This window comes from Streptomyces sp. ISL-99, from assembly GCF_018614005.1.
GTDB lineage: Bacteria > Actinomycetota > Actinomycetes > Streptomycetales > Streptomycetaceae > Streptomyces > Streptomyces flavidovirens.
Window position 1 is genome coordinate 1 of the sequence record NZ_JAGGPC010000021.1, and the last position, 24,583, is coordinate 24,583.

At 72.0% G+C, this 24,583-nt stretch carries 20 protein-coding genes; 13 read left to right on the top strand and 7 right to left on the bottom strand.

Features of this window, described 5'->3' with window-relative positions:
• On the top strand, positions 1 to 353 hold a 353-nt coding region (locus J7E91_RS12210; RefSeq protein ID WP_214901936.1), incomplete at its 5' end, for a helix-turn-helix domain-containing protein.
• Here J7E91_RS12210 and J7E91_RS12215 read toward each other — a convergent pair.
• A complete protein-coding gene (locus J7E91_RS12215) occupies positions 293 to 688 on the bottom strand; it encodes a VOC family protein (protein WP_214901938.1) in 396 nt (131 codons plus the stop codon). The two genes, J7E91_RS12210 and J7E91_RS12215, sit on opposite strands and share 61 nt — an antisense overlap.
• A 139-nt stretch (positions 689 to 827) precedes the next feature.
• Between J7E91_RS12215 and J7E91_RS12220 the strand changes: the two genes are divergently transcribed.
• Complete coding sequence (locus J7E91_RS12220) at positions 828 to 1,661, top strand: response regulator transcription factor (protein ID WP_214901941.1); 834 nt, start codon at positions 828 to 830, stop codon at positions 1,659 to 1,661.
• Positions 1,654 to 2,766: a sensor histidine kinase KdpD gene (locus tag J7E91_RS12225; RefSeq protein WP_214901944.1), complete on the top strand. Its 1,113-nt coding sequence runs from the start codon at positions 1,654 to 1,656 to the stop codon at positions 2,764 to 2,766. The genes J7E91_RS12220 and J7E91_RS12225 overlap by 8 nt, the downstream gene beginning before the upstream one ends.
• On the opposite strand, the gene J7E91_RS12230 is transcribed toward J7E91_RS12225, so the two are convergent.
• Together J7E91_RS12230 and rpmF are read right to left on the bottom strand one after the other, a co-directional pair.
• Complete coding sequence (locus J7E91_RS12230) at positions 2,741 to 3,988, bottom strand: GTP-binding protein (RefSeq protein WP_214901947.1); 1,248 nt, start codon at positions 3,986 to 3,988, stop codon at positions 2,741 to 2,743. The two genes, J7E91_RS12225 and J7E91_RS12230, sit on opposite strands and share 26 nt — an antisense overlap.
• Before the next feature lie 5 nt (positions 3,989 to 3,993).
• The gene (rpmF, locus tag J7E91_RS12235) at positions 3,994 to 4,164 is read right to left on the bottom strand and encodes a 50S ribosomal protein L32 (RefSeq protein WP_028814853.1); all 171 of its coding nucleotides are present in this window, start codon (positions 4,162 to 4,164) and stop codon (positions 3,994 to 3,996) included.
• 159 nt (positions 4,165 to 4,323) lie between these two features.
• Here rpmF and J7E91_RS12240 point away from each other — a divergent pair, with 159 nt between their 5' ends.
• A complete protein-coding gene (locus tag J7E91_RS12240) occupies positions 4,324 to 5,232 on the top strand; it encodes a slipin family protein (protein WP_214902384.1) in 909 nt (302 codons plus the stop codon).
• A gap of 651 nt (positions 5,233 to 5,883) precedes the next feature.
• Here the strand turns inward: J7E91_RS12240 and J7E91_RS12245 are convergent.
• The 3 genes from J7E91_RS12245 to tdh form a co-directional block, all read right to left on the bottom strand.
• On the bottom strand, positions 5,884 to 6,798 hold the full coding sequence (locus tag J7E91_RS12245; RefSeq protein WP_214901950.1) for a LysR family transcriptional regulator: 915 nt from the start codon (positions 6,796 to 6,798) through the stop codon (positions 5,884 to 5,886).
• Entirely contained in the window at positions 6,795 to 7,976 is a 1,182-nt protein-coding gene (locus J7E91_RS12250) for a glycine C-acetyltransferase (protein ID WP_214901952.1), read from the bottom strand. Before J7E91_RS12250 ends, J7E91_RS12245 begins: the two co-directional genes overlap by 4 nt.
• A 356-nt stretch (positions 7,977 to 8,332) precedes the next feature.
• Positions 8,333 to 9,361 (bottom strand): L-threonine 3-dehydrogenase, encoded by a 1,029-nt coding sequence (tdh, locus tag J7E91_RS12255; protein WP_214901954.1) that lies wholly within the window; start codon positions 9,359 to 9,361, stop codon positions 8,333 to 8,335.
• Positions 9,362 to 9,594: 233 nt separating this feature from the next.
• On the opposite strand from tdh, the gene J7E91_RS12260 reads away from it, so the two are divergent.
• The 4 genes from J7E91_RS12260 to J7E91_RS12275 all read left to right on the top strand — a co-directional run bounded on the left by J7E91_RS12260 (position 9,595) and on the right by J7E91_RS12275 (position 14,504).
• Positions 9,595 to 10,224, top strand: coding sequence for an alpha-ketoglutarate-dependent dioxygenase AlkB (locus tag J7E91_RS12260; protein WP_214901956.1), 630 nt, complete (start codon positions 9,595 to 9,597; stop codon positions 10,222 to 10,224).
• A 140-nt stretch (positions 10,225 to 10,364) separates the two neighbouring features.
• Positions 10,365 to 12,152, top strand: a complete 1,788-nt coding sequence (locus J7E91_RS12265) for a S8 family serine peptidase (protein ID WP_214901959.1) — start codon at positions 10,365 to 10,367, stop codon at positions 12,150 to 12,152.
• 34 nt (positions 12,153 to 12,186) lie between these two features.
• Entirely contained in the window at positions 12,187 to 13,266 is a 1,080-nt protein-coding gene (locus tag J7E91_RS12270; RefSeq protein ID WP_214901962.1) for a ComEC/Rec2 family competence protein, read from the top strand.
• A complete protein-coding gene (locus J7E91_RS12275; protein ID WP_214901965.1) occupies positions 13,263 to 14,504 on the top strand; it encodes a patatin-like phospholipase family protein in 1,242 nt (413 codons plus the stop codon). Before J7E91_RS12270 ends, J7E91_RS12275 begins: the two co-directional genes overlap by 4 nt.
• Positions 14,505 to 14,514: 10 nt before the next feature.
• Here J7E91_RS12275 and J7E91_RS12280 read toward each other — a convergent pair whose 3' ends face one another.
• The gene (locus J7E91_RS12280; RefSeq protein ID WP_214901968.1) at positions 14,515 to 15,348 is read right to left on the bottom strand and encodes an SDR family NAD(P)-dependent oxidoreductase; all 834 of its coding nucleotides are present in this window, start codon (positions 15,346 to 15,348) and stop codon (positions 14,515 to 14,517) included.
• A gap of 202 nt (positions 15,349 to 15,550) precedes the next feature.
• Between J7E91_RS12280 and J7E91_RS12285 the strand changes: the two genes are divergently transcribed.
• The 5 genes from J7E91_RS12285 to J7E91_RS12305 all read left to right on the top strand — a co-directional run bounded on the left by J7E91_RS12285 (position 15,551) and on the right by J7E91_RS12305 (position 24,565).
• Complete coding sequence (locus J7E91_RS12285) at positions 15,551 to 18,052, top strand: SpoIIE family protein phosphatase (protein ID WP_214901971.1); 2,502 nt, start codon at positions 15,551 to 15,553, stop codon at positions 18,050 to 18,052.
• A gap of 132 nt (positions 18,053 to 18,184) precedes the next feature.
• Entirely contained in the window at positions 18,185 to 18,907 is a 723-nt protein-coding gene (locus tag J7E91_RS12290) for a class I SAM-dependent methyltransferase (protein WP_214901974.1), read from the top strand.
• 154 nt (positions 18,908 to 19,061) lie between these two features.
• A complete protein-coding gene (locus tag J7E91_RS12295) occupies positions 19,062 to 21,578 on the top strand; it encodes a SpoIIE family protein phosphatase (protein WP_214901976.1) in 2,517 nt (838 codons plus the stop codon).
• Positions 21,579 to 21,871: 293 nt separating this feature from the next.
• A complete protein-coding gene (rsgA, locus tag J7E91_RS12300) occupies positions 21,872 to 23,029 on the top strand; it encodes a ribosome small subunit-dependent GTPase A (RefSeq protein ID WP_251015578.1) in 1,158 nt (385 codons plus the stop codon).
• Between the two features lie 174 nt (positions 23,030 to 23,203).
• Positions 23,204 to 24,565: a DNA-3-methyladenine glycosylase 2 family protein gene (locus tag J7E91_RS12305; protein ID WP_214901980.1), complete on the top strand. Its 1,362-nt coding sequence runs from the start codon at positions 23,204 to 23,206 to the stop codon at positions 24,563 to 24,565.
• The last annotated feature ends 18 nt before the right edge of the window (positions 24,566 to 24,583 follow it).

Sequence of the window (24,583 nt, forward strand, 5' to 3'; positions counted from 1 at the left end):
CGCCCCCGCCCGACCCGGCGCTGCGCGCCGTCGCCCGCCAACTGGCCGCCGGCCGCACCGTCGCGGCGACCGCCGACGCCGTCGGTCTCGGCGCCCGGCAACTGCACCGCCGTTCACTCGCCGCCTTCGGGTACGGCCCCAAGACGCTGGCCAGGATCCTGCGGCTCCAGCGCGCGCTCGCGCTCGTACGCGGCGGCCTGCCGTACGCCGAGGCCGCCCTCGCCGCCGGCTGCGCCGACCAGGCGCACCTCTCGCGCGAGATGCGCGCTCTGGCCGGCACGACGCTGGGTGCCTACGTGGCGTCGGCGAACAGGGAGACACCGCAGCCGTCGGGGTCCAGCACCACCGCGTAACGCTGTCCCCAGAAGGCGTCCCAGGGCTTGAGGTGCCCACGGTGCCCGGCGGCGATCAGCGCGTCGTACACCGCGTCGACCTCGGCCGGACTGTCGCAGCGGAAGGCGAGGCCGACCCGGTCGCCGCCGGCCTCGGGCCTGCTCCACTGCGGGTCGAACGAGCGGATGGTCTCCTCCGTGTCCCACAGGACGCGCAGGCCACTGGGCAGCGTCGCCTCGGCGTGCGGGGCGGTGTCGGCGTCGGCGGGGATGTCCAGGCCGAGGAGCCGGTAGAAGGCGAGCGAGGCGGCCATGTCGGCGGCCACGATTCCGATGGCGTCAAGTCGTGGAGTCATGCGTTCAACGTAGGCGGGGTGCCGGGTCCCGCTCTTGAAGGAATCGGACAACCGGCGAGCACCGGCGGACGTCCGGCCGTCATCGCTTCGTAAGGGCCCGAACGGCCGTCGCCGCCCGTACGTCGGCGAGACTTGGCCCATGCAGAACATCCTGGTCGTCGACGACGATCCGACCGTCGCCGAGGTCGTCACCGGCTACCTGGAACGTGCGGGTTTCACCGTGACACAGGCCGCCGACGGCCCCACCGCGCTGCGGCAGGCGCGGGACCACCGGCCCGATCTCGTGGTCCTGGACCTCATGCTGCCCGGCATGGACGGCCTTGAGGTGTGCCGCGAACTGCGCGCGGACCGTCCCGTCCCGGTCATCATGCTGACGGCGCGCGGTGACGAGGACGACCGGATCCTGGGCCTGGAGGTCGGGGCCGACGACTACGTGACCAAGCCGTTCAGCCCGCGCGAGCTGGTGCTGCGCGTCGAATCCGTACTCCGCAGGGCCATCGCCCAGCACCGGCACCTGGGCCCGCAGGTGCGGGCCGCCGGGATCGTCCTCGACCCCGCGGGCCGCCGTGCCACCAAGGGGGGCCGCGAACTCGCCCTCACCCTGCGGGAGTTCGACCTCCTCGCGCACCTCATGAGCCACCGGGGTGAGGCCATCGGCCGTGAGCAGCTGATGCACGACGTCTGGGGCTGGGAGTTCGGGGACCTGTCCACCGTCACGGTCCATGTGCGGCGGCTGCGCGGCAAGATCGAGGACGACCCGGCCCGGCCCCGCCTCATCCAGACGGTCTGGGGCGTCGGCTACCGCTTCGACGACCGCCCCGCCGCCGACGACCCCGGCGTGGAGGGGCGCTCCGGCGCCGACGACCCCGCCGCTGAGGGCCGCCCCGCTGCGGCCAACGGCCCCGGCTTTGGTGAACGCCCCGCCGCCGTCCACGGTCGTACCGGCGAAGAACGGGGTGTCGCCAGTGCGTGACCTGCCGCTCATCGCCCTCATCGCCTTTTTCGGGGCGGCCGCCGCCGGCCTGCTCGGCGCCGTGGTGCTGCGTCTCCTGCGCAGGCGCTCGGTCGCCGTCTCGCTGACGGTCGTCGCCGCCGTCACGGTCACCGCGATGTTCGCCGGCACTCTCGCCGTGTGCAAGGCGATGTTCCTGTCACCGCACGACCTGACGGTGGTGACCATGGTCGTGGCGATGGCCGCCCTGGTCTCCCTGGCGACCGCGCTGATCCTGGGCCGCTGGGTCGTCGCCCGCAGCAACGCGCTGACGCTGGCGGCCCGTACCTTCGGTGACGGCGGCTCCTTCGCAGCCCCCACCGGCTCGTCCACCGCCGAACTCGACGCGCTGGGCCGCGAACTGGCGGCCACCAGCGCGAAACTGGCCGCCTCCCGGGAACGCGAGCGCGCCCTGGAGACCTCCCGCCGCGAACTCGTCGCCTGGATCTCCCACGACCTGCGCACCCCGCTCGCCGGGCTGCGCGCCATGTCGGAGGCGCTGGAGGACGGCGTCGTCGCCGACCCGGCCCGCTACCACCGGCAGATGCGCACCGAGGTCGACCGGCTCAACTCCATGGTCGGTGACCTCTTCGAGCTCTCCCGCATCCACGCGGGCGCGCTCGCCCTGACGCCGGTACGCATCTCCGCCCACGACCTCATCGGCGAGGCGCTCGCGGGCGCCGACCCGCTCGCCCGTGAGCAGGGCGTACGCCTCGTCGGTGACACGGCGGAAGCCCTCCCGCTGGAGGTGGACGCACGCGAGATGACCCGCGTCCTCGCCAATCTCCTCGTCAACGCGATCCGCCGTACCCCCGCCGACGGCACAGTGGCCGTCGGCGCCGAACTGCGCGAGGACCGCGTGGTCCTGTCCGTCACGGACGGCTGCGGCGGCATTCCGGCCGACGACCTCCCGCGCGTCTTCGACACCGGCTGGCGCGGCACCGAGGCCCGTACGCCACCGGGGGGCGCCGGCCTCGGGCTCGCCATCGTCCGCGGCATCGTCGAGGCCCACGCGGGGCGTGCCGACGTACGCAACGTGAAGGGCGGCTGCCGCTTCGAGGTCACGCTCCCGGCAGCGCCGCTGTAAGAGGCCGCAGCCCCTCCGACGGCTCGTGCTCGCACACGTCGTCGATGCCGTACGTGTCCCAGGCGGGGAACGGGTCGTCCACCGGGGCCTCTTCGCCGGCCGTGACCAGGCACGCCGTGAGCGCGGCGTGCAGGGCCCCGTCCCGCAGCCCCGTACCGATGAAGACGAGCTCCTGCCCCTGCTCGGTGTCCGCGTCGCGCGCCCCCGAGGGCTCGAAGCGGGCCACGGCGCCCGCCTGGGACCACAGGCCGGTGACGCGGGGCCGGGTGGCCAGCCAGAAGAAGCCCTTGGAGCGCAGGACCTGCCCGTACGCTCCACTGTCGAGCCCGCGGGTGACGAAGTCCCACAGACGCCCCGGATGGAAGGGGCGGTCCGCGCGGAAGACCGTGCTGGAGATGCCGTACTCCTCGGTCTCCGGCACATGGTCGCCGTTCAGCTCCCGCACCCACCCCGGCGCCTCCTGGGCGCGCTCCAGGTCGAAGAGTCCGGTGCCCAGTACGTCGGTGGGGGAGACGCGGCCATGCGTGGCGGCCACGATCCTGGCCGCCGGGTTGAGGCGGGACAGCGCCGCCCGCAGGCGGTGCGCCGTCTCCGGATCGACGAGGTCGAGCTTGTTGAGCACGACGACGTCGGCGAACTCGATCTGGTCCATCAGAAGGTCACTGACGGTGCGGTCGTCGTCCTCGTACTGGTCGAGCCCGCGCTCGGCGAGTCCGTCGCCGCCGTTCAGCTCGGGCAGGAAGCCCGCGGCGTCCACGACGGTGACCATGGTGTCGAGCCGGGCCAGGTCGCCGAGCGTCGCCCCGTCGTCGCGGGGGAACGCGAACGTGGCCGCCACCGGCATGGGTTCGGAAATGCCGCTCGACTCGATGAGGAGATAGTCGAAGCGGCCCTCCCTCGCCAGCCGGTCGACCTCTTCGAGCAGGTCGTCGCGCAGGGTGCAGCAGATGCACCCGTTGGTCATCTCGACCAGGCGCTCCTCGGTGCGCGAGAGCGCCGCCGTGCCGCCCCGCACGAGCGCGGCGTCGATGTTGACCTCGCTCATGTCGTTGACGATCACGGCGACGCGCAGGCCGTCCCGGTTGCCCAGGATGTGATTGAGCAGGGTCGTCTTGCCCGCCCCGAGGAACCCGGAGAGCACGGTCACGGGCAGCCGGTGGAAGGCGGTGACGGTCGCCCCGGTCGCCCCGGTCGCCCCGGTCGTACCGGTCGTACCGGTCATGCCGGTCAGCCCTCCGGGCGCAGGAGCCCGCGCTCGTACGCCTTGGCCAGCCGCTGCGGCACGCGGTACACCGAGCCGTCGACGGTGACGGGGACGAGCTGCGGCGTGGTGGCCTTCCACTGCGCGCGCCGGTGGCGGGTGTTGCTGCGGGACATCTTCCGCTTGGGTACGGCCATGGGGTCCTCCTGTGGGAGTGGACGAAGGTGCGAGGTCACCGAACGCTACATGCAAATGGATTCCATGTTCAATTGGTGCGCCTGGGCCGCGTATCGACCGGGGTGGAATTCCGGGCGTATCGTGAAAAATAAGATGCGTTCGGACCCATGGGGGTCGTGATGCTCGACGAGCTTCTGGCAGCCGGTGCGGCCACGGGAGCGGCCGCCGTGGTGTACGTCGCGGCGGCGGCGAGGGTCGTGCGGCAGTACGAGCGAGGCGTGGTCTTCCGCCTCGGGCGGCTCCGCAAGGACATCCGGGGCCCCGGTTTCACCATGATCGTTCCTGTGGTGGACCGGATGCGGAAAGTGAACATGCAGATCGTGACGATGCCGGTGCCGGCGCAGGACGGCATCACCCGCGACAACGTCACGGTCCGGGTCGACGCGGTGATCTATTTCAAGGTGATGGACGCCGCCGACGCCGTCGTGAGGGTGGAGGACTACCGGTTCGCGGTCTCGCAGATGGCGCAGACTTCACTGCGGTCGATCATCGGCAAGAGCGATCTCGACGATCTGCTGTCCAACCGGGAGAAGCTCAACCAAGGACTTGAGCTGATGCTCGACAGCCCCGCTGTGGGGTGGGGCGTATCGATCGACCGGGTCGAGATCAAGGACGTGTCGCTGCCGGAGACGATGAAGCGGTCCATGGCCCGGCAGGCCGAGGCAGACCGGGAACGGCGGGCGCGGGTCATCAACGCGGACGCGGAGCTTCAGGCGTCGAAGAAGCTGGCGGAGGCGGCCGGGGTGATGTCCGACCAGCCGGCGGCGCTCCAGCTGCGGCTCCTCCAGACGGTGGTGGCTGTGGCGGCCGAGAAGAATTCGACGCTGGTACTGCCGTTCCCCGTGGAGCTGCTGCGGTTCCTGGAGCGGGCGGCGCAGCAGCAGGGTCCGCCGCAGGTGGGGCAGGCGGAGGGGCAGACCGAGGGGCAGGCGCCGCCGCAGCCCGTGCCGCAGCCCGAGCCGCAGCTGCCGCGTGTGGATGAGGCACCCGGCCTGACGGCCCAACAGCCGCCGGCGGTGACCGGCTAGGGAGTGCCCGCAAGGTATCGCCGTCCGCCCGGAGGGCGGGGCCCGCGGCGTCTGGTGCGTGCGATCGCAGGGCGCCGCCGGATGCCCTCACTTGGGACCCGGCCACGCAGCACGGGGGGCACCTGCCGTGCCCGACGGGTTACGAGGGAGTGCGTGCCGGGCGTCGCTAGCCAGGAGAGACTTTGCGGACACGACCGACGCAGGGGCGGAATGCCTGCGGCGCTCCCCCTCCCGTCCCGTCCCGTCCCGTCCCCTTCCCGTCCGTGACATGGGCGGCTCCGCCGCGCGGGGCAGGCCCCCCAGCCCCGGCGCCCCACCGGGCATGTCCTCAAACGCCGGACGGGCTGGGTGCGCGGCGGGGGAGGGGGTGGGGTGTGCCGGAGGGCGGGCCGGGGGCGGGCGGGACGTGTGGCGGGGCGAGGCCGGAGGGCGGGCGGGGCGTATGGCGGGGCGAGGTCGGAGTGTGCTGGAGGGCGGGCTGGGCGTGTGGCGGGCGGGGTGGGTGTGTTGGGTCTGCCGTGTGCGGCATTTCTGGCATGTGCTGCGCCCCCCCGCGTCGGCACGTCCGGCTGCGTGTGCTGCTTCCGTCCGCTGCGCAAACCGGCCCGCCCGGCGACTGTGGGCCGGGGCGGCGCCGAGCCGCCGACGGCGTCAGTCGGTCGTGAGGCCGGTCGCTGCCTCTGCCAGTGCGCCCAGTACCGGGCTGATCAGGGGATGACGCTCCGCTCCCCGCCGCACCGCGGCGAACACCCGGCGGGTCGCCGCCGGGCCCGCTACCGGGCGTACCACCGTGTCCTTGAGCTCCATCCCGCGCAGCGCCGAACGCGGTACCAGCGCCACCCCCGCCCCCGCACCCGCCAGCGCCACCACCGCGCGGAAGTCGTCCGACGAGTGCACCAGCCGCGGCTCGAAGCCGGCGAGTTCGCAGGCCAGCAGCATCACGTCGTGGCACGGATTGCCGGGGTACGGGCCGATCCAGTCGCTGTCGGCCAGTTCCGCGAGAGAGACCGTGGGACTCTGGCCGAGCGGATGCGACGCGTGCAGTACGGCGTCGAACGGCTCCGCGTAGAGCGGTACGCGCGCGAGGCGCCGGTCGTCCTCGCGCGGCGCGCCCCGGTACTCCACCGCCAGGGCGACGTCCGCCTCCCCGTCCAGCACCAGCGGCAGGCTCTCGTCGCCCTCGGCATCCCGGACGCGGACGCGGATGTCCGGGTGGCCGTCCGCGAGACGGGCGATGGCCGGGGCCAGGACTTCCGCGATGCCCGTCGCGAAAGCCACCACCCGCACCTCACCGGCCGCCCCGCCCGCGTACGCCGCCAGCTCCGCCTCGGCCCGCTCCAGCTGTGCCAGTACGGCGTTGGCGTGGGCCAGCAGGATGTCGCCGGCCGCTGTCAGGCGTACGCCCCGGCCGCTGCGGGTCAGCAGGGTGTGGCCGGTCTCCTGCTCCAGCGCGGCGAGCTGCTGGGACACGGCGGAGGGCGTCAGATACAGCGCAGCCGCCGCGGCGGTCACTGTCCGGTGGTCCGCCACGGCCCGCAGTATGCGCAGTCGTCTGGGGTCGATCACCCAGCCATTGTCGCCCGTGCGTCGACGAAGGCGGCCACGGCCCGCTCCACGTCGGCGGTGGAGTGCGCGGCCGAGAGCTGGACCCGGATGCGGGCCGCGCCCATGGGGACGACGGGGTACGAGAAGCCGATCACGTACACGCCGCGCTCCAGGAGGAGTTCGGCCATGCGGCCCGCCTCCGCCGCGTCGCCGATCATGACGGGGGCGATGGCGTGGTCGCCGGGGAGGATCTCGAAGCCGGCCTCGGTCATCTTCGTACGGAAGAGCTTGGTGTTCGCGGTGAGGCGCTCCCGCAGCTCGTCCGCCGACTCCAGGAGGTCGAGGACCTTGATCGACGCGGCGGCGATCACCGGGGCGAGGGAGTTCGAGAAGAGGTACGGGCGTGAACGCTGGCGCAGCAGCTCGACGATCTCGGCGCGAGCGGCGACGTAACCGCCGGACGCGCCGCCGAGTGCCTTGCCGAGGGTGCCGGTGATGATGTCGACGCGGTCCATCACGCCGTGGAGTTCGGGGGTGCCGCGGCCCTCGGGGCCGACGAAGCCGACGGCGTGCGAGTCGTCGACCATGACCATGGCGTCGTAGCGGTCCGCGAGGTCGCAGATCTCGGCGAGCGGGGCGACGTAACCGTCCATCGAGAAGACGCCGTCGGTGACGATGAGGCGGCGGCGGGCGTCCTGCGTGTCCTTGAGCTGCTGCTCGAGGTCGGCGAGGTCGCGGTTGGCGTAGCGGTGGCGGCGGGCCTTGGAGAGGCGGATGCCGTCGATGATCGAGGCGTGGTTGAGGGCGTCGGAGATGACCGCGTCCTCGGGGCCGAGGAGGGTCTCGAAGACGCCGCCGTTGGCGTCGAAGCAGGAGGAGTAGAGGATCGTGTCCTCCTGGCCGAGGAAGGCGGAGAGGCGCTGCTCCAGCTCCTTGTGGATCTCCTGGGTGCCGCAGATGAAGCGGACCGAGGCCATGCCGTAGCCCCAGCGGTCGAGGGCGCCCTTGGCAGCGGCGACGACTTCGGGGTGGTCGGCGAGGCCGAGGTAGTTGTTGGCGCAGAAGTTGAGGACGTCGCCGGAGGGGACGGAGACGGAGGCGTTCTGGGGGGTGGCGATGACGCGCTCGGGCTTGTAGAGGCCGGCGGTGCGGATTTCGTCGAGGGTGGTGCGGAGGTCTTCGCGGACGGAGGTGTACATGGGTGAGCGTCTCCTTGCGGTGGGCGGTGGGCGGTGGGCGGTGCGTGCGTGCGTGTGGGCGCTGGTGGCGGTCCGGGTGGGTTGCCGCTGCGCGGGGCTTTCCCCGACCCGCCCCTTCCCGAACTGGGGCTCCGCCCCAGACCCCGGTCCTCAAACGCCGGACGGGCTGGTAGGGCCGGGAGCGCTGCCGGGGCTCCGCCCCGGACCCCGCTTCTCAAACGCCGGAGGGGCTGAGAGTTGCCGCTGCGCGGCAGATCCAGCCCGCACCGGGAAATCCAGCCCGTCCGGGGTCTGGGGCTTGCCCCAGTTCGGGAAGGGGCGGGTAGGGGAACAGGCCCCGCGCAGCGGTACGTGGCTCAGCTGGTCCAGTCGAGGATGATCTTGCCGCTGCGGGCGGTCGCCGCCTCGTCGAAGGCCGCGTCGAAGTCCTGGTGGGCGTAGCTGCCCGTGATGACCGGGCTCAGGTCCAGACCGCCCTCCAGCAGCACCGTCATGGCGTACCACGTCTCGTACATCTCACGGCCGTAGATCCCCTTCACGGTGATCATCGACGTGACGATCTTCGACCAGTCGACGGCGAACTCCTCGGCCGGCAGCCCGAGCATGGCGATCCGCCCGCCGTGCGTCATGTTCGCGACCATGTCGCGCATCGCCTCCGGCCGGCCCGACATCTCCAGGCCGATGTCGAAGCCCTCCTTGAGGCCCAACTGCCGTTGCGCGTCGGCGATGTCCGACTGCGCGACGTTGAGGGCGAGCGTCGCGCCGGCCTTGCGGGCGATCTCCAGGCGTGACTCGCTCACGTCGGTGATCACGACGTTGCGCGCACCGGCGTGCCGGGCGACGGCCGCCGCCATGATGCCGATCGGGCCGGCGCCGGTGATCAGCACGTCCTCGCCGACCAGGGGGAAGGAGAGCGCGGTGTGCACGGCGTTGCCGAACGGGTCGAAGATCGCGGCCACGTCGAGGTCCACCTTCGCCCGGTGCACCCACACGTTGGAGGCGGGCAGGGCGACGTACTCGGCGAAGGCGCCGTTACGGCCGACACCGAGCCCGACGGTGGAGCGGCACAGGTGCCGGCGTCCGGCGAGACAGTTGCGGCACTTCCCGCAGACCAGGTGGCCCTCGCCGCTCACCAGGTCTCCGACCGCGATGTCCGCGACGTCGGCGCCGACGGCCGCGACCTCGCCCACGAACTCGTGGCCGAGGACGAGCGGCGTGGAGACGGCCTGCTGGGCCCAGCCGTCCCAGGATCTGATGTGCAGGTCCGTGCCGCAGATACCGGTACGCAGCACCTTGATCAGCACATCACCGGGGCCCGTCTCCGGCTCCGGCACATCCATCAGCCACAGCCCGGGCTCGGCGTACTGCTTGACAAGTGCCTTCATGGCTTCGGCTCCAGCCGGGATGGGAGGTGATCCTGAACGCGTACCAATCTGTCGCCCCGGCGCCGCCCGGTCCATCGAGGTTTTCTTAACCGGGCCAACAGCGGAGCTTCACGCGGTACAGAAAAGATCGTCCGGGCAGGTGGCGCGCTTCTTCGTGCCGCTCGCCGACGAGGGGCGGACGGTCGGCCGTTAGGTAATTCGTACGTTTGTTTGAGTGGGGGTACGCTGGCTGCATGGCCGTACACCTCCAGGGCTCGCTCTTCGACCAGGGGGACGACATCGCGCTGGGCCCGCTGGACGGGCTGCGCCGTACGGAACTCGGGCACGGCGCCTGGATCGACGTACTCCCGCAGTGGGTCACCGGGGCCGACGCGCTCTTCGACGTACTGGCGCGCGACGTCGAATGGCGCGCCGAGCAGCGGGTCATGTACGAGCGCGTGGTGGAGGTGCCGCGCCTGCTGTCGTTCTTCGGCGCGGACGACCCCCTGCCGCACCCGAGCCTCGAAGAGGCCCGTGCCGCACTGAACGCGCACTACGCCGCCGAACTCGGCGAGCCGTTCGTGACGGCCGGGCTGTGCCTCTACCGCGACGGACGGGACAGCGTCGCCTGGCACGGGGACACCATCGGCCGGGGCAGCAGCGAGGACACCATGGTCGCGATCCTGTCTCTGGGCGCGCCGCGGCAGCTGGCGCTGAGGCCGCGCCGGCGCGACTCGGCCACCGTGCACAAGCCACTGGGGCACGGCGACCTCATCGTCATGGGCGGCAGTTGTCAGCGCACGTGGGAACACGCCATCCCCAAGACGTCGCGTGCCGTGGGGCCGCGCATCAGCGTTCAGTTCCGCCCCGAGGGCGTGCGCTGACCAACTGGCGAGGAATTGCGGTGCCATTACGCCGGACGGACAATGGGAGAGACCCCGGTTCGGGCCCGATGTCCCTTCCTTCATCCCTTCCCAGCAGCCGTTTTTCGCGCTGATCCGGCTGCGGTGATCCGGGAGCACTCATGGACCGCGACGACCTTGAGACGGCGTTCTACGGGGAAGGGCGGTTTCCCATTCCGTGGGCCACCGACTGCCCCGTGCGCTTCGATGCCTGGCTGGCACTCACCCAGCCGTCGCCGCCGGGGCCGGAACACCGCGAGGACCTGATCCTCGCGATCAACGAGGAGCACGGCGTACAGCGGGTGCTGCAGCACTTCAGGGAGCTGGGCATGACCGACTGCCAGCCGGTCGCGGCCGGCAGTTTCGTGGCGGCCCGCCTGACGCTCGGCGAAGTGGTGCAAGCGGTGCTTCCCATGACCAACCTGCTCAGTCTCATCCGCCTCGCGAAGGAACTCGCCGGACAGGTAGGACCCGAAGGCGTCGAGGCCGCGCTCCTCGGCCACTACAAAAGCCCGCCGACCAGCGACGTTCACGACAACATCGAACGGCGCCAGGAACGCAGCAGGCACCTCATGTGGTTCCTCGGCCTGCTGCGCACGGTCATCGCCGCGTCACAACCGGACCTGCGCCGCACCCCGGCGGACGAACCGGCACTGGACGAACCGGCACTGATCGGTGCGATGACCAGCATGCTGAAGGACGTTGCCCTGGAGTCACCCCTGACGCGGCCGGCCGACGCGCCGTCCAGGGGCGTCATCGACCGCAGGAAGCGGCACCCGATCACATCCGTGACGACGAACCGCCAAGCCGCGCCCGCCGTCGTCCGGTCCAGGTCCACGATCAAGGCCGACGCCGCCGAGCAGGTCTTCTCCGTGGACTGCGGTTCGATCGGCTGGGCCATCGTCGACAGCGGCATCGACGCCCGGCACCCGGCGTTCTACGACTGGGACACGGCCAGCACCCCCGCGGAGCAACTGGCGTCACGCGTCATCCGCGCCTTCAACTTCGTCGGCGTACGCGGAACCCTCTCCGCCGACGCGCTGGAGAACGGTCTCATCGACTGGTCGCGTGCCCTGCCGTACGTCGAAATGGAGCTCCCCGCCCCCCAGAACCGCGCGACGCGGACCGACGTGCCGTACACCACCCCCGGCGACCCGCACGGCACCCACATCGCCGGAATCCTGGGCGCCTCGTGGCCCGACCGCAGATTCCGCGGCATCTGCCCGACGATCCGGCTGTACGACTTCCGGGTCCTCGACGACAAAGGCGAAGGGGACGAGTTCTCCATCGTCACGGCGCTTCAGGCCGTGCGGCACATCAACGAGCAGGCCGGCCGGTTCGTCATCGCCGGGGTCAACATCAGCCTGTCCGTACCGCATGACGTCGCGACCCACTCCACCGGCTGGACGCCCGTATGCATCGAATGCGATCACCTGGCGCGATCGGGAGTCGTGGTCGTCGCCGCCGCCGGGAACGCCGGGTTCAGCGGGGCGATGCGAACCCTGGGCGCCGACTACCGCAGCATCAGCATCTCCGACCCCGGCAACGCGGAGTCCGTCATCACCGTCGGCTCGACACATCGCAGCAATCCGCACCGGCACGGCGTCAGCTACTTCTCCAGCCGCGGCCCCACGGGCGACGGCAGACCCAAACCCGACCTCCTGGCGCCGGGGGAGGACATCGACGGTCCCATCCCCGGAGCGGGCATCTCGGCGATGCACGGGACGAGCCAGGCGGCGGCGCACGTCAGCGGAGCCGCGGCCATGCTGCTGGCCCGCAACCGGGAGCTGCTGGGGCGTCCTGAGCGCGTGAAGCAGGTCCTGTGCTCCACGGCGACGGACCTCGCCAGGGAGCGGGACTTCCAGGGACACGGACTGGTCGATGTCCTGCGGGCGATGCAGTCCGTCTAAAGGAAGTCCGTCCAAAGGAAGCAGGAGGCCCGTCATGTTCACCTTCGATTTCCTCGACGCCCGGCACGGAGACTGCTTCCTCGTACGGTGGGGAGCACCGGACCAGCGCGTCATGCTCGTGGACGGCGGGCCCGGCGGGGTCTACGAGGACTCGCTGCGCGACCGGTTGACGCACCTGGCGCCGGGCGGCGACGGCGCCCCGAGGATCGACGTCGTCTGCCTGTCCCATGTCGACGACGACCACGCCGCCGGACTGCTCAGGCTGCTCGCCGAAATACGCCGGGCACGACGCGAAGAGCTCGCCGATCCGTTCGACGTGACGAGACTCTGGTTCAACTCGGTGGAGGAACTCGTCGACCGGCGGGCCCCCGGACTGAGCGCGTCCGTCCAGCCGCTCGTCGACCAGGCCCTGACCAACAGCGGTGCGGTCAAAGCGAGTTACGGTCAGGGGCGGGCCATCCGCGACGAAGCGACGGCACTGGGCCTGGACGGCAACCCCCTGTTCGGGGGGCCACTGACCGAGGGCGCCGAAACAACACTCGACGACCTCCACGTCACCGTCGTCGCCCCCGACGACGTGGCCCTGGAGAAGCTGGAGAAGCGCTGGCGGGAGGCGAAGAAGCGGCGAGACCCCGATGTGATCACGGCGGCGTACACGGACCGCTCGGTACCGAACCTTTCGAGCATCGTCCTGTTGCTGAGGCACGACGGCCGGACCGCGCTGCTCACCGGAGACGCGCGGGGGGACCGCATACTCGCCGGGCTGCGGGCCGGCGGCCTGCTCACCGACTCGGAACCGCTCCACGTCGACCTGCTGAAACTGCCGCACCACGGCAGTGAACGCAATGTGGAACGCGACTTCTTCGAAAGCGTGCACGCCGACCACTACGTGGTGTCCGCCGACGGCGTCAAGCACCACCATCCGCACGAAGACACCCTGCGCTGGCTCGTCGAGTCCCGGGACGAGGACGACGAGTACGCCATCCACCTGACGAACGACATCGCCTTCGCGGCCGACGCGCTCACAGACCTGGGGGCGGAGCGGAGTTTCGAAGTCGACGTACGGCCGTCCGCGGACCCCGCGCTCGTCATAGAGGTCGGTGACCGGCGATGAACGCGGCCAAGCCCCCTGCCGAGGACACCTGGTTCGTGGACTCCCCCGCCGTGGGTACGGGCCTGCAGGCGCGGCCGTGCGGCGACACGCTCCGCCCGGCCGAACCTCCCGGCGCGGCCGACCCCGTCGCGCTCACCCTCTCCGGAGGCGGCTTCCGCGCCACGCTCTCCGCACTGGGTTTCGTACGCCTGCTGGCCGATGCCGGGCTGCTGCCCAGCGTGCGGTACGCCTCGTCGGTCTCCGGCGGATCGGTCGCCAACGCGTGCCTCGCCACCGCCTGGCCCGCCCTGAGGAAACGGGGCTACACCGCCGGAGCCGTCGACGAACTCGTCGTGGAACCGGTCATCGAACGCGTCTCGTCCCGGTCGCTCAAGCGGTCGCTCGTCCGGGGACTGTGGCGGACGCTGGGCCCGATGACCCGTACCGAACTCCTGGCGAAGCGCCTGGACGAATGGTTCTTCGACGGCATCGAACTGAAGGACCTCGACCCGGAAGTCCGCTGGATCCTCAACGCGGCGAACCTCACCACCGGCGTCCGGTTCGCCTTCGAACGCGATGTCTTCGGCGACTACACGACCGGACTGGCCCCGACCTCCGGTACGGGGCTGAAGCTGAGCCTCGCCGTGGCCGCCTCCGCCGCCGTTCCCGGCGCGTTCCCGCCCGTGGTCCTGGACGGCGCCCACTTCCCGTGCGCCACGCACGCGCCCGTCCTGCTGGACGGGGGAACGTACGACAACACCGGCCTGGAGGCCGTCGACAGCGAACGCTACCGCCACGCCTTGCTGTTCATCCTCAACTCCGGAGGCCTCCTGAGGCCGGGCCCGTACGGCCGTGTCCCGGTGATCCGCGACCTCGCCCGGGCCAACTCCCTGCTGTACCGGCAGAGCACGGCCCTGCGGACCCGGGCGATCGTCGAGCGCTTCCAGCTCGGCCAACGTGCCGACGGACAGGGGGAACCGCCCCCGCCCGGTGCTCGTCGCGGAGTCCTGGCCGGGCTCTCCACCGACTTCCCGGCGGACGGCTCGGCGCCGCTGCGCCGGTGGCGCGAGGCGTTCGGCGAACACCGCGGTTTCGACGGCCGGGACCTGGCGCTCGTGCCGACCGTCTTCGACCGCCTCGACGCGGGCCTGTGCCGGGCCCTGGTCTACCGGGGCTGGTGGCTCGCGGGCGCCGGGCTCGCCGCCTTCCATCCCCAGTACCTGCCGGACACGGCATCGCTCGTACCGCCCCGGCTCTGACGGCCGGTGTTCAGCCGCGCTCGCGCGGTGTGATGCGGAAGTCGAACGCGGCCGTTCCGGGGTCGAGCGCCGTCACCCCGCCGTCGACGGTGAGCACCGCGCCGTTGACGTACGACGCGGCGGGCGAGAGCAGCCAGCTGATCGCCTCGGCGACTTCACGCGGTTCGCCGGGGCGCCGCCCCGGCAGCAGCCGGGTCGCCTCCTCGTACGCCGCTTCGACGCCGCCGTCCGCCGCCCCCGCCTCCCCGGCCAGCCCCGCCTCCTCGGCGAACCGGGCCATCCGCCGGTCGGCCATCTCGGTACGTACCCAGCTGGGGCACACGGTGTTGGCGCGCAGCCCGCGCTGTCCGTAGTCGACGGCGAGGGAACGGCAGAGCTGGAGCAGCGCCGCCTTGGAGGTGGCGTACGCGGCGTTGCCCACGCCGTTGCGCAGGGCGGACACCGAGGCGACCGCGACGACCGCGCCGCGCGCCTCCAGCAGGTGCGGGAGCGCGGCGCGCAGCAGCAGGAAGGGGCCGGTCAGGTTGGTACGCATGACGGCCTCCCAGTCCTCGTCCGACAGGTCGCCCACCGCTCCGGAGCGGCCGATGCCCGCGTTGAGCACCAGCCCGTCCACTCGCCCGTAGGCCTTCACCGTCGCGTCCACGAGGCCACGTACGGCGTCCGGATCGGCGGTGTCGGACGGGTGCGCCAGGGCCCCGGTCTCCTCCGCGAGACGTCGCAGCGGCTCGGGCCTGCGTCCGGAGACGACCACGTGGTGCCCGGCCTCGCGCAGGAGCCCGGCTGTGGCGGCGCCGATACCCGTCCCCCCGCCGGTGACGATGACAACTCGCTGCTGCACCATGGCTGTTCGGACCTCCGCCGTCGTGGCTCACCGTCCGAACGATCATAGGGAGGTGCGCGGTCCGCGGAGGAGCCGGGGCAAGCCGGGGGCCGCTCCCGTGCCCGATGGGGGCATTTCCCGCAGACTCCACCTGCCGGCCGCCACCCCGCCGTACCGTAATGATGTTATTGAAGATCTTGCCGCTGGGAGGGAACGCAAGCCCATGGAAGCTGTGGTTCCACGGCAGCGTGCCGTGTCCGGCCGGATTCCGCTCGCGGTCGTCGTGGTGGGTGGCGACGGACTCGTCTCCCACTGGAGCTCCGGTGCGCAGCGGCTCTTCGGTCACCGCAGGGAGGACGCCGTGGGCGCCCCCGCCGCCGACCTGCTGCCCATCTCCGGTGCCCTGACCAGGCCTTACGCATACGACGCCCTCGCCCCGGCCTCCTGCGGGCCGCCCGGCGGTGATTTCGCGGGCCATCTCACGTCCGGGCGCGCCAAGTGTGCTCGTCCGGGCGGCGACCCGCACCCACATGCCGATTCCGGTTCGCTGGACGTGCTGTGGTGGGCGTACCCGTTGGCCGTACCGGGTCCTGAGCGGCTGCTGGTGCTGGCCGCCGACGCCTCCCGGCTGGGCGACGACGGGGACCCGCACGAGCGGGTCGCCCCCGGTTTCGCGCTGCACACGGAATTCCCCGGGGCGGCCCGGCTCGCCGACCGGCTGCCCGACATCCTCCCGCACATGGGGCCGGCCACGGCGAGCCGGATCGTGGCGCAGATGCTCGAACTGGGCTACCCCGTACTGGAGATGAGCACGTACGAGCGCGTCCCGGTCACGCCGGACTGGGGGGTGCCGAAGTACCGTGAGCGCCGGAAACGGACGGCCGAGGCGGGCGGCGGTCCCACGGACAGCACGACAGCCCCCGACAGCGGGCCGATGCCGGGTGCGGACCTCGACCAGGACCAGGACCAGGACCAGGACTTCGACCAGGACCTGGAACAGGACCTGGAACACGCCGCCGTCCGTGAGCGGCTGGAGTTCCTCAACGAGGTGAGCGGCCGCATCGGCAGCTCGCTCGACCTGGCCCGGACGATCCGTGAGGTCACGAGCGCCGCCGTACCCCGCTTCGCGGACTTCGCGGGCACCCACCTGCGGGTGCAGATCCTCGCCGGCGAGGGATTCCCGGACGGCCCGCCGGACGTGAACACCGACTGGCGCCGGGTCTGGGTGGAGCACAACGACGAGCCGGGCCGCTGGGACGACACCGTCCCCGTCGGTGAGGAGATCACCTTCCCCGAGAAGACCCCGTTCTTCCAGTGCATGGTGACCGGGGAACCCGTGCTCCTCCCGCACATCGGGAACGAACTGAGCGAGCGCATCGCCGCCCAGTTCGAGAAGCGGGACCTGCGCCCGCTGATCGGCGGCCGGTCGCTGCTCGTCGTACCGCTCACGGCGCGCACGGTGGTGCTCGGCTTCATGGTGCTGATGCGCCGCCCGGGCCGCGAGCCGTTCACCGACATGGACCGCAGGACCGGCGCCGAGCTCGCCGCCCGGGCCGGACTCGTCCTGGACAACGCCCGCATGTACACCTACCAGCAGCAGGTGGCCGAGACGCTGCAGGAGAGCATGCTCCCGCAGGTCCCACCCCGTATGGCCGGCTGCGACATCGCCACCCGCTACCTGCCGGGCACCGCGCTCGGCCGCGTCGGCGGCGACTGGTTCGACACCATCCGGCTCCCCGGTTCCCGTACGGCGCTGGTCGTCGGGGACGTGATGGGGCACGGGCTGAACGCGGCGGCCATGATGGGCCAGCTGCGCACCGCCGTACACACCATGGCCGCACTGGACATCCCACCGGCGCGCCTGCTGCGCAACCTCGACGACCTGGCACACCAGCTCGGCGACCACTATCTCGCCACCTGCCTGTACGCCGTCTACGACCCGGTCGCCGGCGAGCTGCTGATCTCCAGCGCCGGGCATCTGCCTCCCGTGCTCGTACGGGCCGAGACCGGCCGCTCGGAGCTGATCGACGTGCCCGGCGGCGCGCTGATCGGCCTCGGAGGTGTGGCGTTCGGGACCGCACGGGTGCCGGTGTCACCGGGCGACCGGCTGGTGCTGTGCACGGACGGGCTGGTCGAGGTGCGCGGTGAGGACATCGGAACCGGGCTGGCGGCGCTGTGCGAATCGGCGGCGCACCCGGCCGCCTCCATGGACGAGGCATGCGACACGATCATCCGGGCGCTGGCGGTGTCGACGACCGCGGAGTCCGGCGGGCGCAAGGACGACATCGCGCTGCTGATGGCCCGGCTGAACGGTATGCCGCCCGAGGACATGACGACCTGGCGGCTGGAACCCACGGCGGCCGACGTACGCCGGGCCCGGCGGCTGGTGGTCGGCCAACTGGCGCGCTGGGGGCTGCCGGAGCTGGCCGACACCACCCTGCTGCTGGTGAGCGAGGTCGTCACCAACGCGGTACGGCACGGGGGCGGGCGGCCCGTGGAACTGCGTCTGGTGCGCTCGGACACTCTGCTGTGCGAGGTGTCGGACGAGGACCACACGCTGCCCGTGCTGCGGGAGGCGGGGCCGGAGGAGGAATGCGGGCGCGGTCTTCGGCTGGTGAGCCGGCTTGCCCACCGGTGGGGAGCGAGTCACTTCGGGCCGGGGAAGGTGGTCTGGTTCGAGCAGGAACTGCCGCCGGGCGCGCCATCCGGGACGGGAAGCGGATGACGTCCGATCAGGGGGTCCGGACGGTGCTGCCGGGGTAGGAACCGGGCGGCGAACGGCATCGGCGCCGGGCGACACCACCGTGTCCTCCGGTTCGTCGTTCGTCCGTCCGTCCATCCGCACCGGGGGCATCCGATGACTCTGACCGGCCGTTACATACACGCATGGGAAAGCTACTGGGGCGACACCCCGGACGCCCCCGGCGAAGCGATCTGGGACAGCGATCCGTCGCTGACCGCCGCGCCTCACCTGAAGCTGTTGGCACCGTACGTCGACGCGGCACTGCCCGTGGTCGACCTCGGATGCGGGAACGGTACGCAGACCCGCTACCTGGCACGCCACTTCCCCCGTGCGGTGGGCATAGACGTCTCGCACGCGGGGATAGCTCACGCGCGACGGGCGGACACCGCGGGCACGGTCGAGTTCAGGCAGCTCAACGCGACCGACACGGTGGCCGTGCGGGAGCTGCACAAGCGGCTCGGTGACAGCAACGTCTACCTGCGGGCCGTCATCCACCAGAGTGATCCGCCGGACCGTCCACTGATCGCTGCGGCGGTCGCGGAGCTGGTGGGGGAGCGGGGGCGTGCCTTCGTGGCGGAGCTGACCGCCGAAGCGAAGACCGTACTGCGGGACATCATGCGGGAGCCGGGCGGACCGCCGCCCAAGCTGGCACGGGTCTTCGCGCACGGACTGAAACCGGCGGAGTCCGAGGACCACGAAGTGCCGGATCTCCTGCGCGCCTCGGGGCTCACTGTCCTGGCGGACGGCCGTACCACTCTCGCCCAGACGGAGTTCCGGGCGGACGGCACCCGCATAGAGCTGCCCGCGCAGTGGCTGATAGTGGGCCGTACCGGCTGAGCGCGCCCCCGCCAACGCCGTACTTCGCCTCGGGTGAGCCGTTGGGTGAGCCGCCGCGTGAGCCGTCGGGTGGCCGCCGGGCGGACGCACCGCGGTTGTGCCTGTCCCGGCCACAGCGGATTCTGTAGGGGATGAACCGGGCTGGTGTGGCGCCATGAGTGCGTGGAACGCGGCGCAGAGCGCCGACTTCCGTGGTCCCCTCGACGTCACCAGGGCGGCCACGGTGGTCGTCGACGCCCAGGACACGGTCATCGGATGGAGCCCCGCCGCCGAGGAGCTCCTCGGTTACCGGCCGCACGACGTCGTCGGACAGCCCCTGGGGACGTTCCTGCCGGCCCGGCCGGCCCCTGCCCTCCCCGTTCCTCCGGCGGAGGACTCCGCCGCCGCTCCGGTCGGCCCGGTGCGGGGAAGCGAGATCCGCGTCGCCCGGCACCGGGACGGGCGAGAGCTGTTCGTCGCGGCCGCGGTGTCCGCGCTGCCGGGCCCCGGTACGGCCGAGCGCGTCCTCGTGGTGACGGAGCTGAAGGATCTGAGGGCGTGGGAAGCCCGGCTGGCGCTGTTGCACGGGCTGGCCACCCAGTCGCCCGTCGGCCTGGCCATCTACGACACCGACCTGCGCCTGACCTGGTGCAACACGGCCTACGAACTTGAGATAGGGCTGCCGTTCGCCGAGTTCAGCGGCCTGCGGGCCGATGAGCTGTACTCCGGGGGCAGGTTCGTCACGCAGGGGTACCCGCACACGCTCGACGCGGTGATGCGCCTCGTACTCGACATCGGCGAACCCATCCTCGACCTGCACTTCCTGGGCCGGCCTCCCAGCGACCCGGAAACGGACCACCTCTGGTCCTGCTCCTACTACCGGCTCCAGGACGCCGACGGGCACGTGCTCGGAGTGTGCGAGGACGCTTTCGACATCTCCGACCGCTACCGGGCCCAGCAGCGGCTGGCCCTGCTCGTCGAGGCCGGCCGGGGCATCGGCACCGCTCTCGACGTGCTGGTCACCGCCGAGAAGATCACCGAGGTGGCCGTCCCGGAGTTCGCCGACACCGTTACGGTCGACCTCGCGAGGTCGGTACTGGAAGGCGAGGTGCCGGCCACCGGCGGCTCGGCTGCGATGGCTCTCGTGCAGGTCGCCTGCCGGTCGGCCGGGGCGGCAGCGGAGGCCGTCGAGCCCGGGGAGGGCGGCCCGCCGGAGCCGGCGGAGACGGGGCAGCCCGGACCGCCGGGGCAGCCCGGACCGCCGGGGCAGCCTGTGCGGCCCAGGGAGCCGCGGGAGCAGTGCCGGCGGCCTCTTCTCCCGGTCGCGTACCCGCCGGGCTCGCCGCAGGACCGCAGCCTCTCCTCGGGCGGCCTCGTACTCGACGACACCACCCTGGTCGTGCCGCTGCGGGCGGGGAACAGCGTTCTGGGACTCGTCACCTTCGTCCGTGGCGCCGACGCGGCCACCTTCGACAACGGTGAGATCGCGCTGGCCGACGAGCTGGTCGCCCGTACGGCGGTGTCCATCGACAACGCCCGCCGCTTCACCCGTGAACGCACCGCGGCCCTCGCCCTCCAGCGCCAGCTGCTGCCGCAGCACGTACCGCGCCAGTCGGCGGTCGATCTGGCCTACCGCTACCTGCCCGCGGACGACCTGTCAGGCGTCGGCGGCGACTGGTTCGACGTCATCCCGCTGTCCGGAACACGGGTCGGACTCGTGGTCGGGGACGTGGTCGGCCACGGCCTGCAGGCAGCCGCCACCATGGGACGGCTGCGCACGACCGTACGCGCGTTCGCCCAGATGGACATGGCCCCCGACGAGCTGCTGACGCGGCTCGACGACCTGGTGGGACAGTCGGCGGAGGAGCAGTGGGGCGAGCTGGGAACACTCGACGGCGCCTTCGAGGACGTGACCACCGGGGCGACCTGTCTCTACGCGGTCTACGACCCGGTCTCGCGACGGTGCGTCATGGCCCGGGCCGGGCACCTGCCCCCGGCGGTCGTGCACCCGGACGGCCGTGTGTCCTTCCCCGACCTGCCGGCCGGCCCGCCCCTCGGGCTCGGTGGCCTGCCGTTCGAGTCCATGGAGATCGAGCTGCCGGTGGGCAGCCTGCTGGCCCTCTTCACCGACGGCCTGGTCGAAGCCCGCGACCGCGACATCGATCACGGACTCGACACCCTGGCACGCGTACTCGGCGACCGGCAGGCGTCGCTGGAAGAACTGTGCGACCGCGCCGTGGCGCGACTCCTGCCGGGCGGCACCACAGCCGACGACACGGCCCTGCTCCTCGTCCGGACCCGCGAACTCGACACCTCGCAGGTCGCCGAATGGGAGCTGCCCGCCGAACCGGTCGCGCCGGGCCGCGCCCGGGAGCTGGCCACCGCACAGCTTCGGCAATGGGGCCTGGACGAGCTGTCGTTCGCGACGGAGCTCGTAGTCAGCGAGCTGGTCACCAACGCGGTCAGGTACGCCGGCGGGCCGCTGCACCTGCGCCTCATCCGCGACCGCACGCTCCTGTGCGAGGTCGCGGACACGGGCCACACCTCCCCGCACCTGCGGCACAGCGGGGACGACGACGAAGGCGGCCGTGGACTGTTCATCGTCGCGCAGCTCGTTCAGCGGTGGGGCACGCGCTACACCCGTTCCGGGAAGACCATCTGGACCGAACTGGCCTTCCCTTCCACGGGGTGATGTCGGCCGTGGAACGTGCCTGGCCCGGAAAATGCGCGGCGCGGAAAATGCTTGGCGTGGTGCGCGACGGCCGGTCTAGGCTGTGATCGTTCTTCGCGGTGGCCGGTGGCTGCCGTGTTCAGCGGTGTGTGATCCGGGAGGTGTGACTGATGGCTGTTTCTTCGATGGGCGCTGCCCTCATCCAGAACTGCGTCAATTCCACTCCCGTGGCCACCGGCTGACCTTCCTCTCTTCCCCGCGTCTGTATGCGCGGTGCCGGGGCCACCCTTGTGAAGGGTCACCCCTTGTCTTTCCTGCATGCCTCGTCCACTTCCACTTCCACTTGCTCTTCCGCTTCCGCCTCGTCGACGTCCGGGGTCTCCTCCGCGTCGCACCCTCTCGCCCCGTACGGCTGGGACGAGGTGTGGGAGGCGCAGTTCGCTCCGTACGCCGCCCAGGGTCTGCTGCCCGGCCGTGTTGTACGGGTCGACCGCGGCCAGTGCGACGTCCTCACCGCCGACGGCGTCGTCCGCGCCGACACCACCTACGTGACGCCGCACGATCCGTTGCGGGTCATCTGCACCGGCGACTGGGCCGCTGTCGACCCCGTCGGCGACCCGCAGTTCGTACGGGCGTACCTGCCGCGCCGCACCGCGTTCGTACGCTCCACCTCCTCCACCCGGTCCGAGGGGCAGATCCTCGCGGCCAACGTCGACCACGCGATCATCGCGGTCTCGCTCGCCGTCGAGCTGGACCTCGGGCGGATCGAGCGCTTCCTGGCGCTGGCCTGGGAGTCGGGCGCACAGCCGCTGGTGGTCCTCACCAAGGCCGACCTCGTACCGGACGCCACCGGGCTTTCGTACCTTGTCGAGGACGTGGAGACCGCCGCGCCGGGGGTCCAGGTGCTGCCCGTCAGTTCCACGACGGGCGACGGCGTCGACGTACTCACCGCTGTCGTGTCGGGCGGTACGAGCGTGCTGCTCGGGGTGTCCGGTGCGGGAAAGTCGACGCTGGCCAACGCGCTGCTCGGCGAGGACGTCATGGAGGTGCAGGCCACCCGTGAAGTCGACGGCAAGGGCCGGCACACCACCACCACCCGCAACCTTCTCGCCCTGCCCGGCGGGGGAGTGCTCATCGATACGCCCGGACTACGCGGCGTGGGGCTGTGGGACGCCGAGGCCGGTGTCGGGCAGGTCTTCTCCGAGATCGAGGAGCTGGCGGCCCAGTGCCGGTTCCACGACTGTGCCCATGAGTCGGAGCCCGGCTGCGCCGTGCTGGCCGCGCTGGAGGAGGGCTCGCTGTCGGACCGCCGGCTGGAGAGCTACCGCAAACTGTTGCGGGAGAACCGGCGCATCGTCGCCAAGACCGATGCGCGGCTCCGCGCGGAGATGGGTCGCGAGTGGCGGCTGAAGTCGGCGGAGGGCCGCGCCAACTTCAACGCCAAGCGCGGCGGCAGTCGGCGCTACCCGTAACCGGGGGCAAGCTCAGCCCCCGGGATGCTCCCCGGGCCTGTCCTCAAACGCCGGACGGGCTGGATTCGGCCGCACTCTCCAGCCCCTCCGGCGTTCGAGCGCCACCCCGCCCCGGACGCCGTGTCCGAATCCCGCCAGTCCGCCGCCCACCGCTGCCGCACACTGGATGGCGTGATGGACGAAGAGAGCATGTACGAGGCGGTGACCAGCCGCGACGCGCGGTTCGACGGGGAGTTCTTCTTCGCCGTCACCACCACCGGCATCTACTGCCGGCCGAGCTGCCCCGCCGTCACCCCCAAGCGCAAGAACGTGTGCTTCCACCCCACCGCTGCCGCCGCCCAGGGCAACGGCTTCCGGGCCTGCCGCCGCTGCCGCCCCGACGCCGTCCCCGGCTCCGCCGACTGGAACGCTCGCGCCGACGTCGTCGGGCGCGCGATGCGCATGATCGGCGACGGGATCGTGGACCGCGAAGGCGTGCCCGGGCTCGCGGCCCGGCTCGGCTACAGCACCCGGCAGGTGCAGCGGCAGCTGACGGGCGAGCTCGGCGCCGGCCCCGTCGCACTCGCCCGCGCCCAGCGCGCGCACACCGCCCGCGTACTGCTCCAGACCACCGGACTGCCCGTCACGGAGATCGCGTTCGCGTCCGGCTTCGCGAGCGTGCGGCAGTTCAACGACACCATCCGCCAGATCTACGCCCGCACCCCCAGCCTCCTGCGCGCGGAGTCGGGCACGAAGACGGCGGGCACCGGCGCGGGCCCCGCCCCCGCCGCCGGGATTCCGCTGCGACTCGCCTATCGCGGGGCGTACGCCGCCAGGGAGGTCTTCGACCTGCTGGCGAGCGAGGCCGTGCCGCGCGTCGAGGAGATGACCGGTGAGCCCGGCGCCCGTACCTACCGGCGCACCCTGCGCCTGCCGTACGGAACGGGCATCGCCGCCGTGGACGAGGCACCGCACAGTGGCTGGCTCGAAGCCCGCATCCACCTCACCGACCTGCGCGACCTGACCACCGCCGTCCAGCGGCTGCGCAGGCTCTTCGACCTCGACGCCGACCCGTACGCCGTCGACGAGCGGCTCGCGGCCGACCCGGCGCTGGCACCGCTGGTCGCCGCCCAACCTGGGCTGCGCTCACCGGGCGCCGCGGACCCCGACGAGTTCGCGGTACGGGCGCTGGTGGGCCGGGAGGCGGCGGTCGGCCTCATCGAGTCGTACGGGAAGGTTCTCGACCAGCCGTGCGGCGCGCTGACGCACGTCTTCCCCGAGCCGGGCGCCCTCACCGGGGCCGAGGACCCGGCGCTGCGGACGCTGGCGACCGCGCTCGCCGACGGCGACGTACGCCTGGATCCCGGAGCGGACCGCGACGAGGCGGAGCGGGCGCTGCGCGCGCTGCCGGGGATCACCGCGAGGACCGCCGGCCTGATCCGGATGCGGGCGCTCGGGGATCCGGATGTGGCGCCGGACGGTGAGGGGGACGAGGCGGGGACCGCCGGGTGGCGGCCCTGGCGGTCGTACGCAGTGCGGCACCGGTGGACGGCGTAACGCCCGAACACCTCCCTG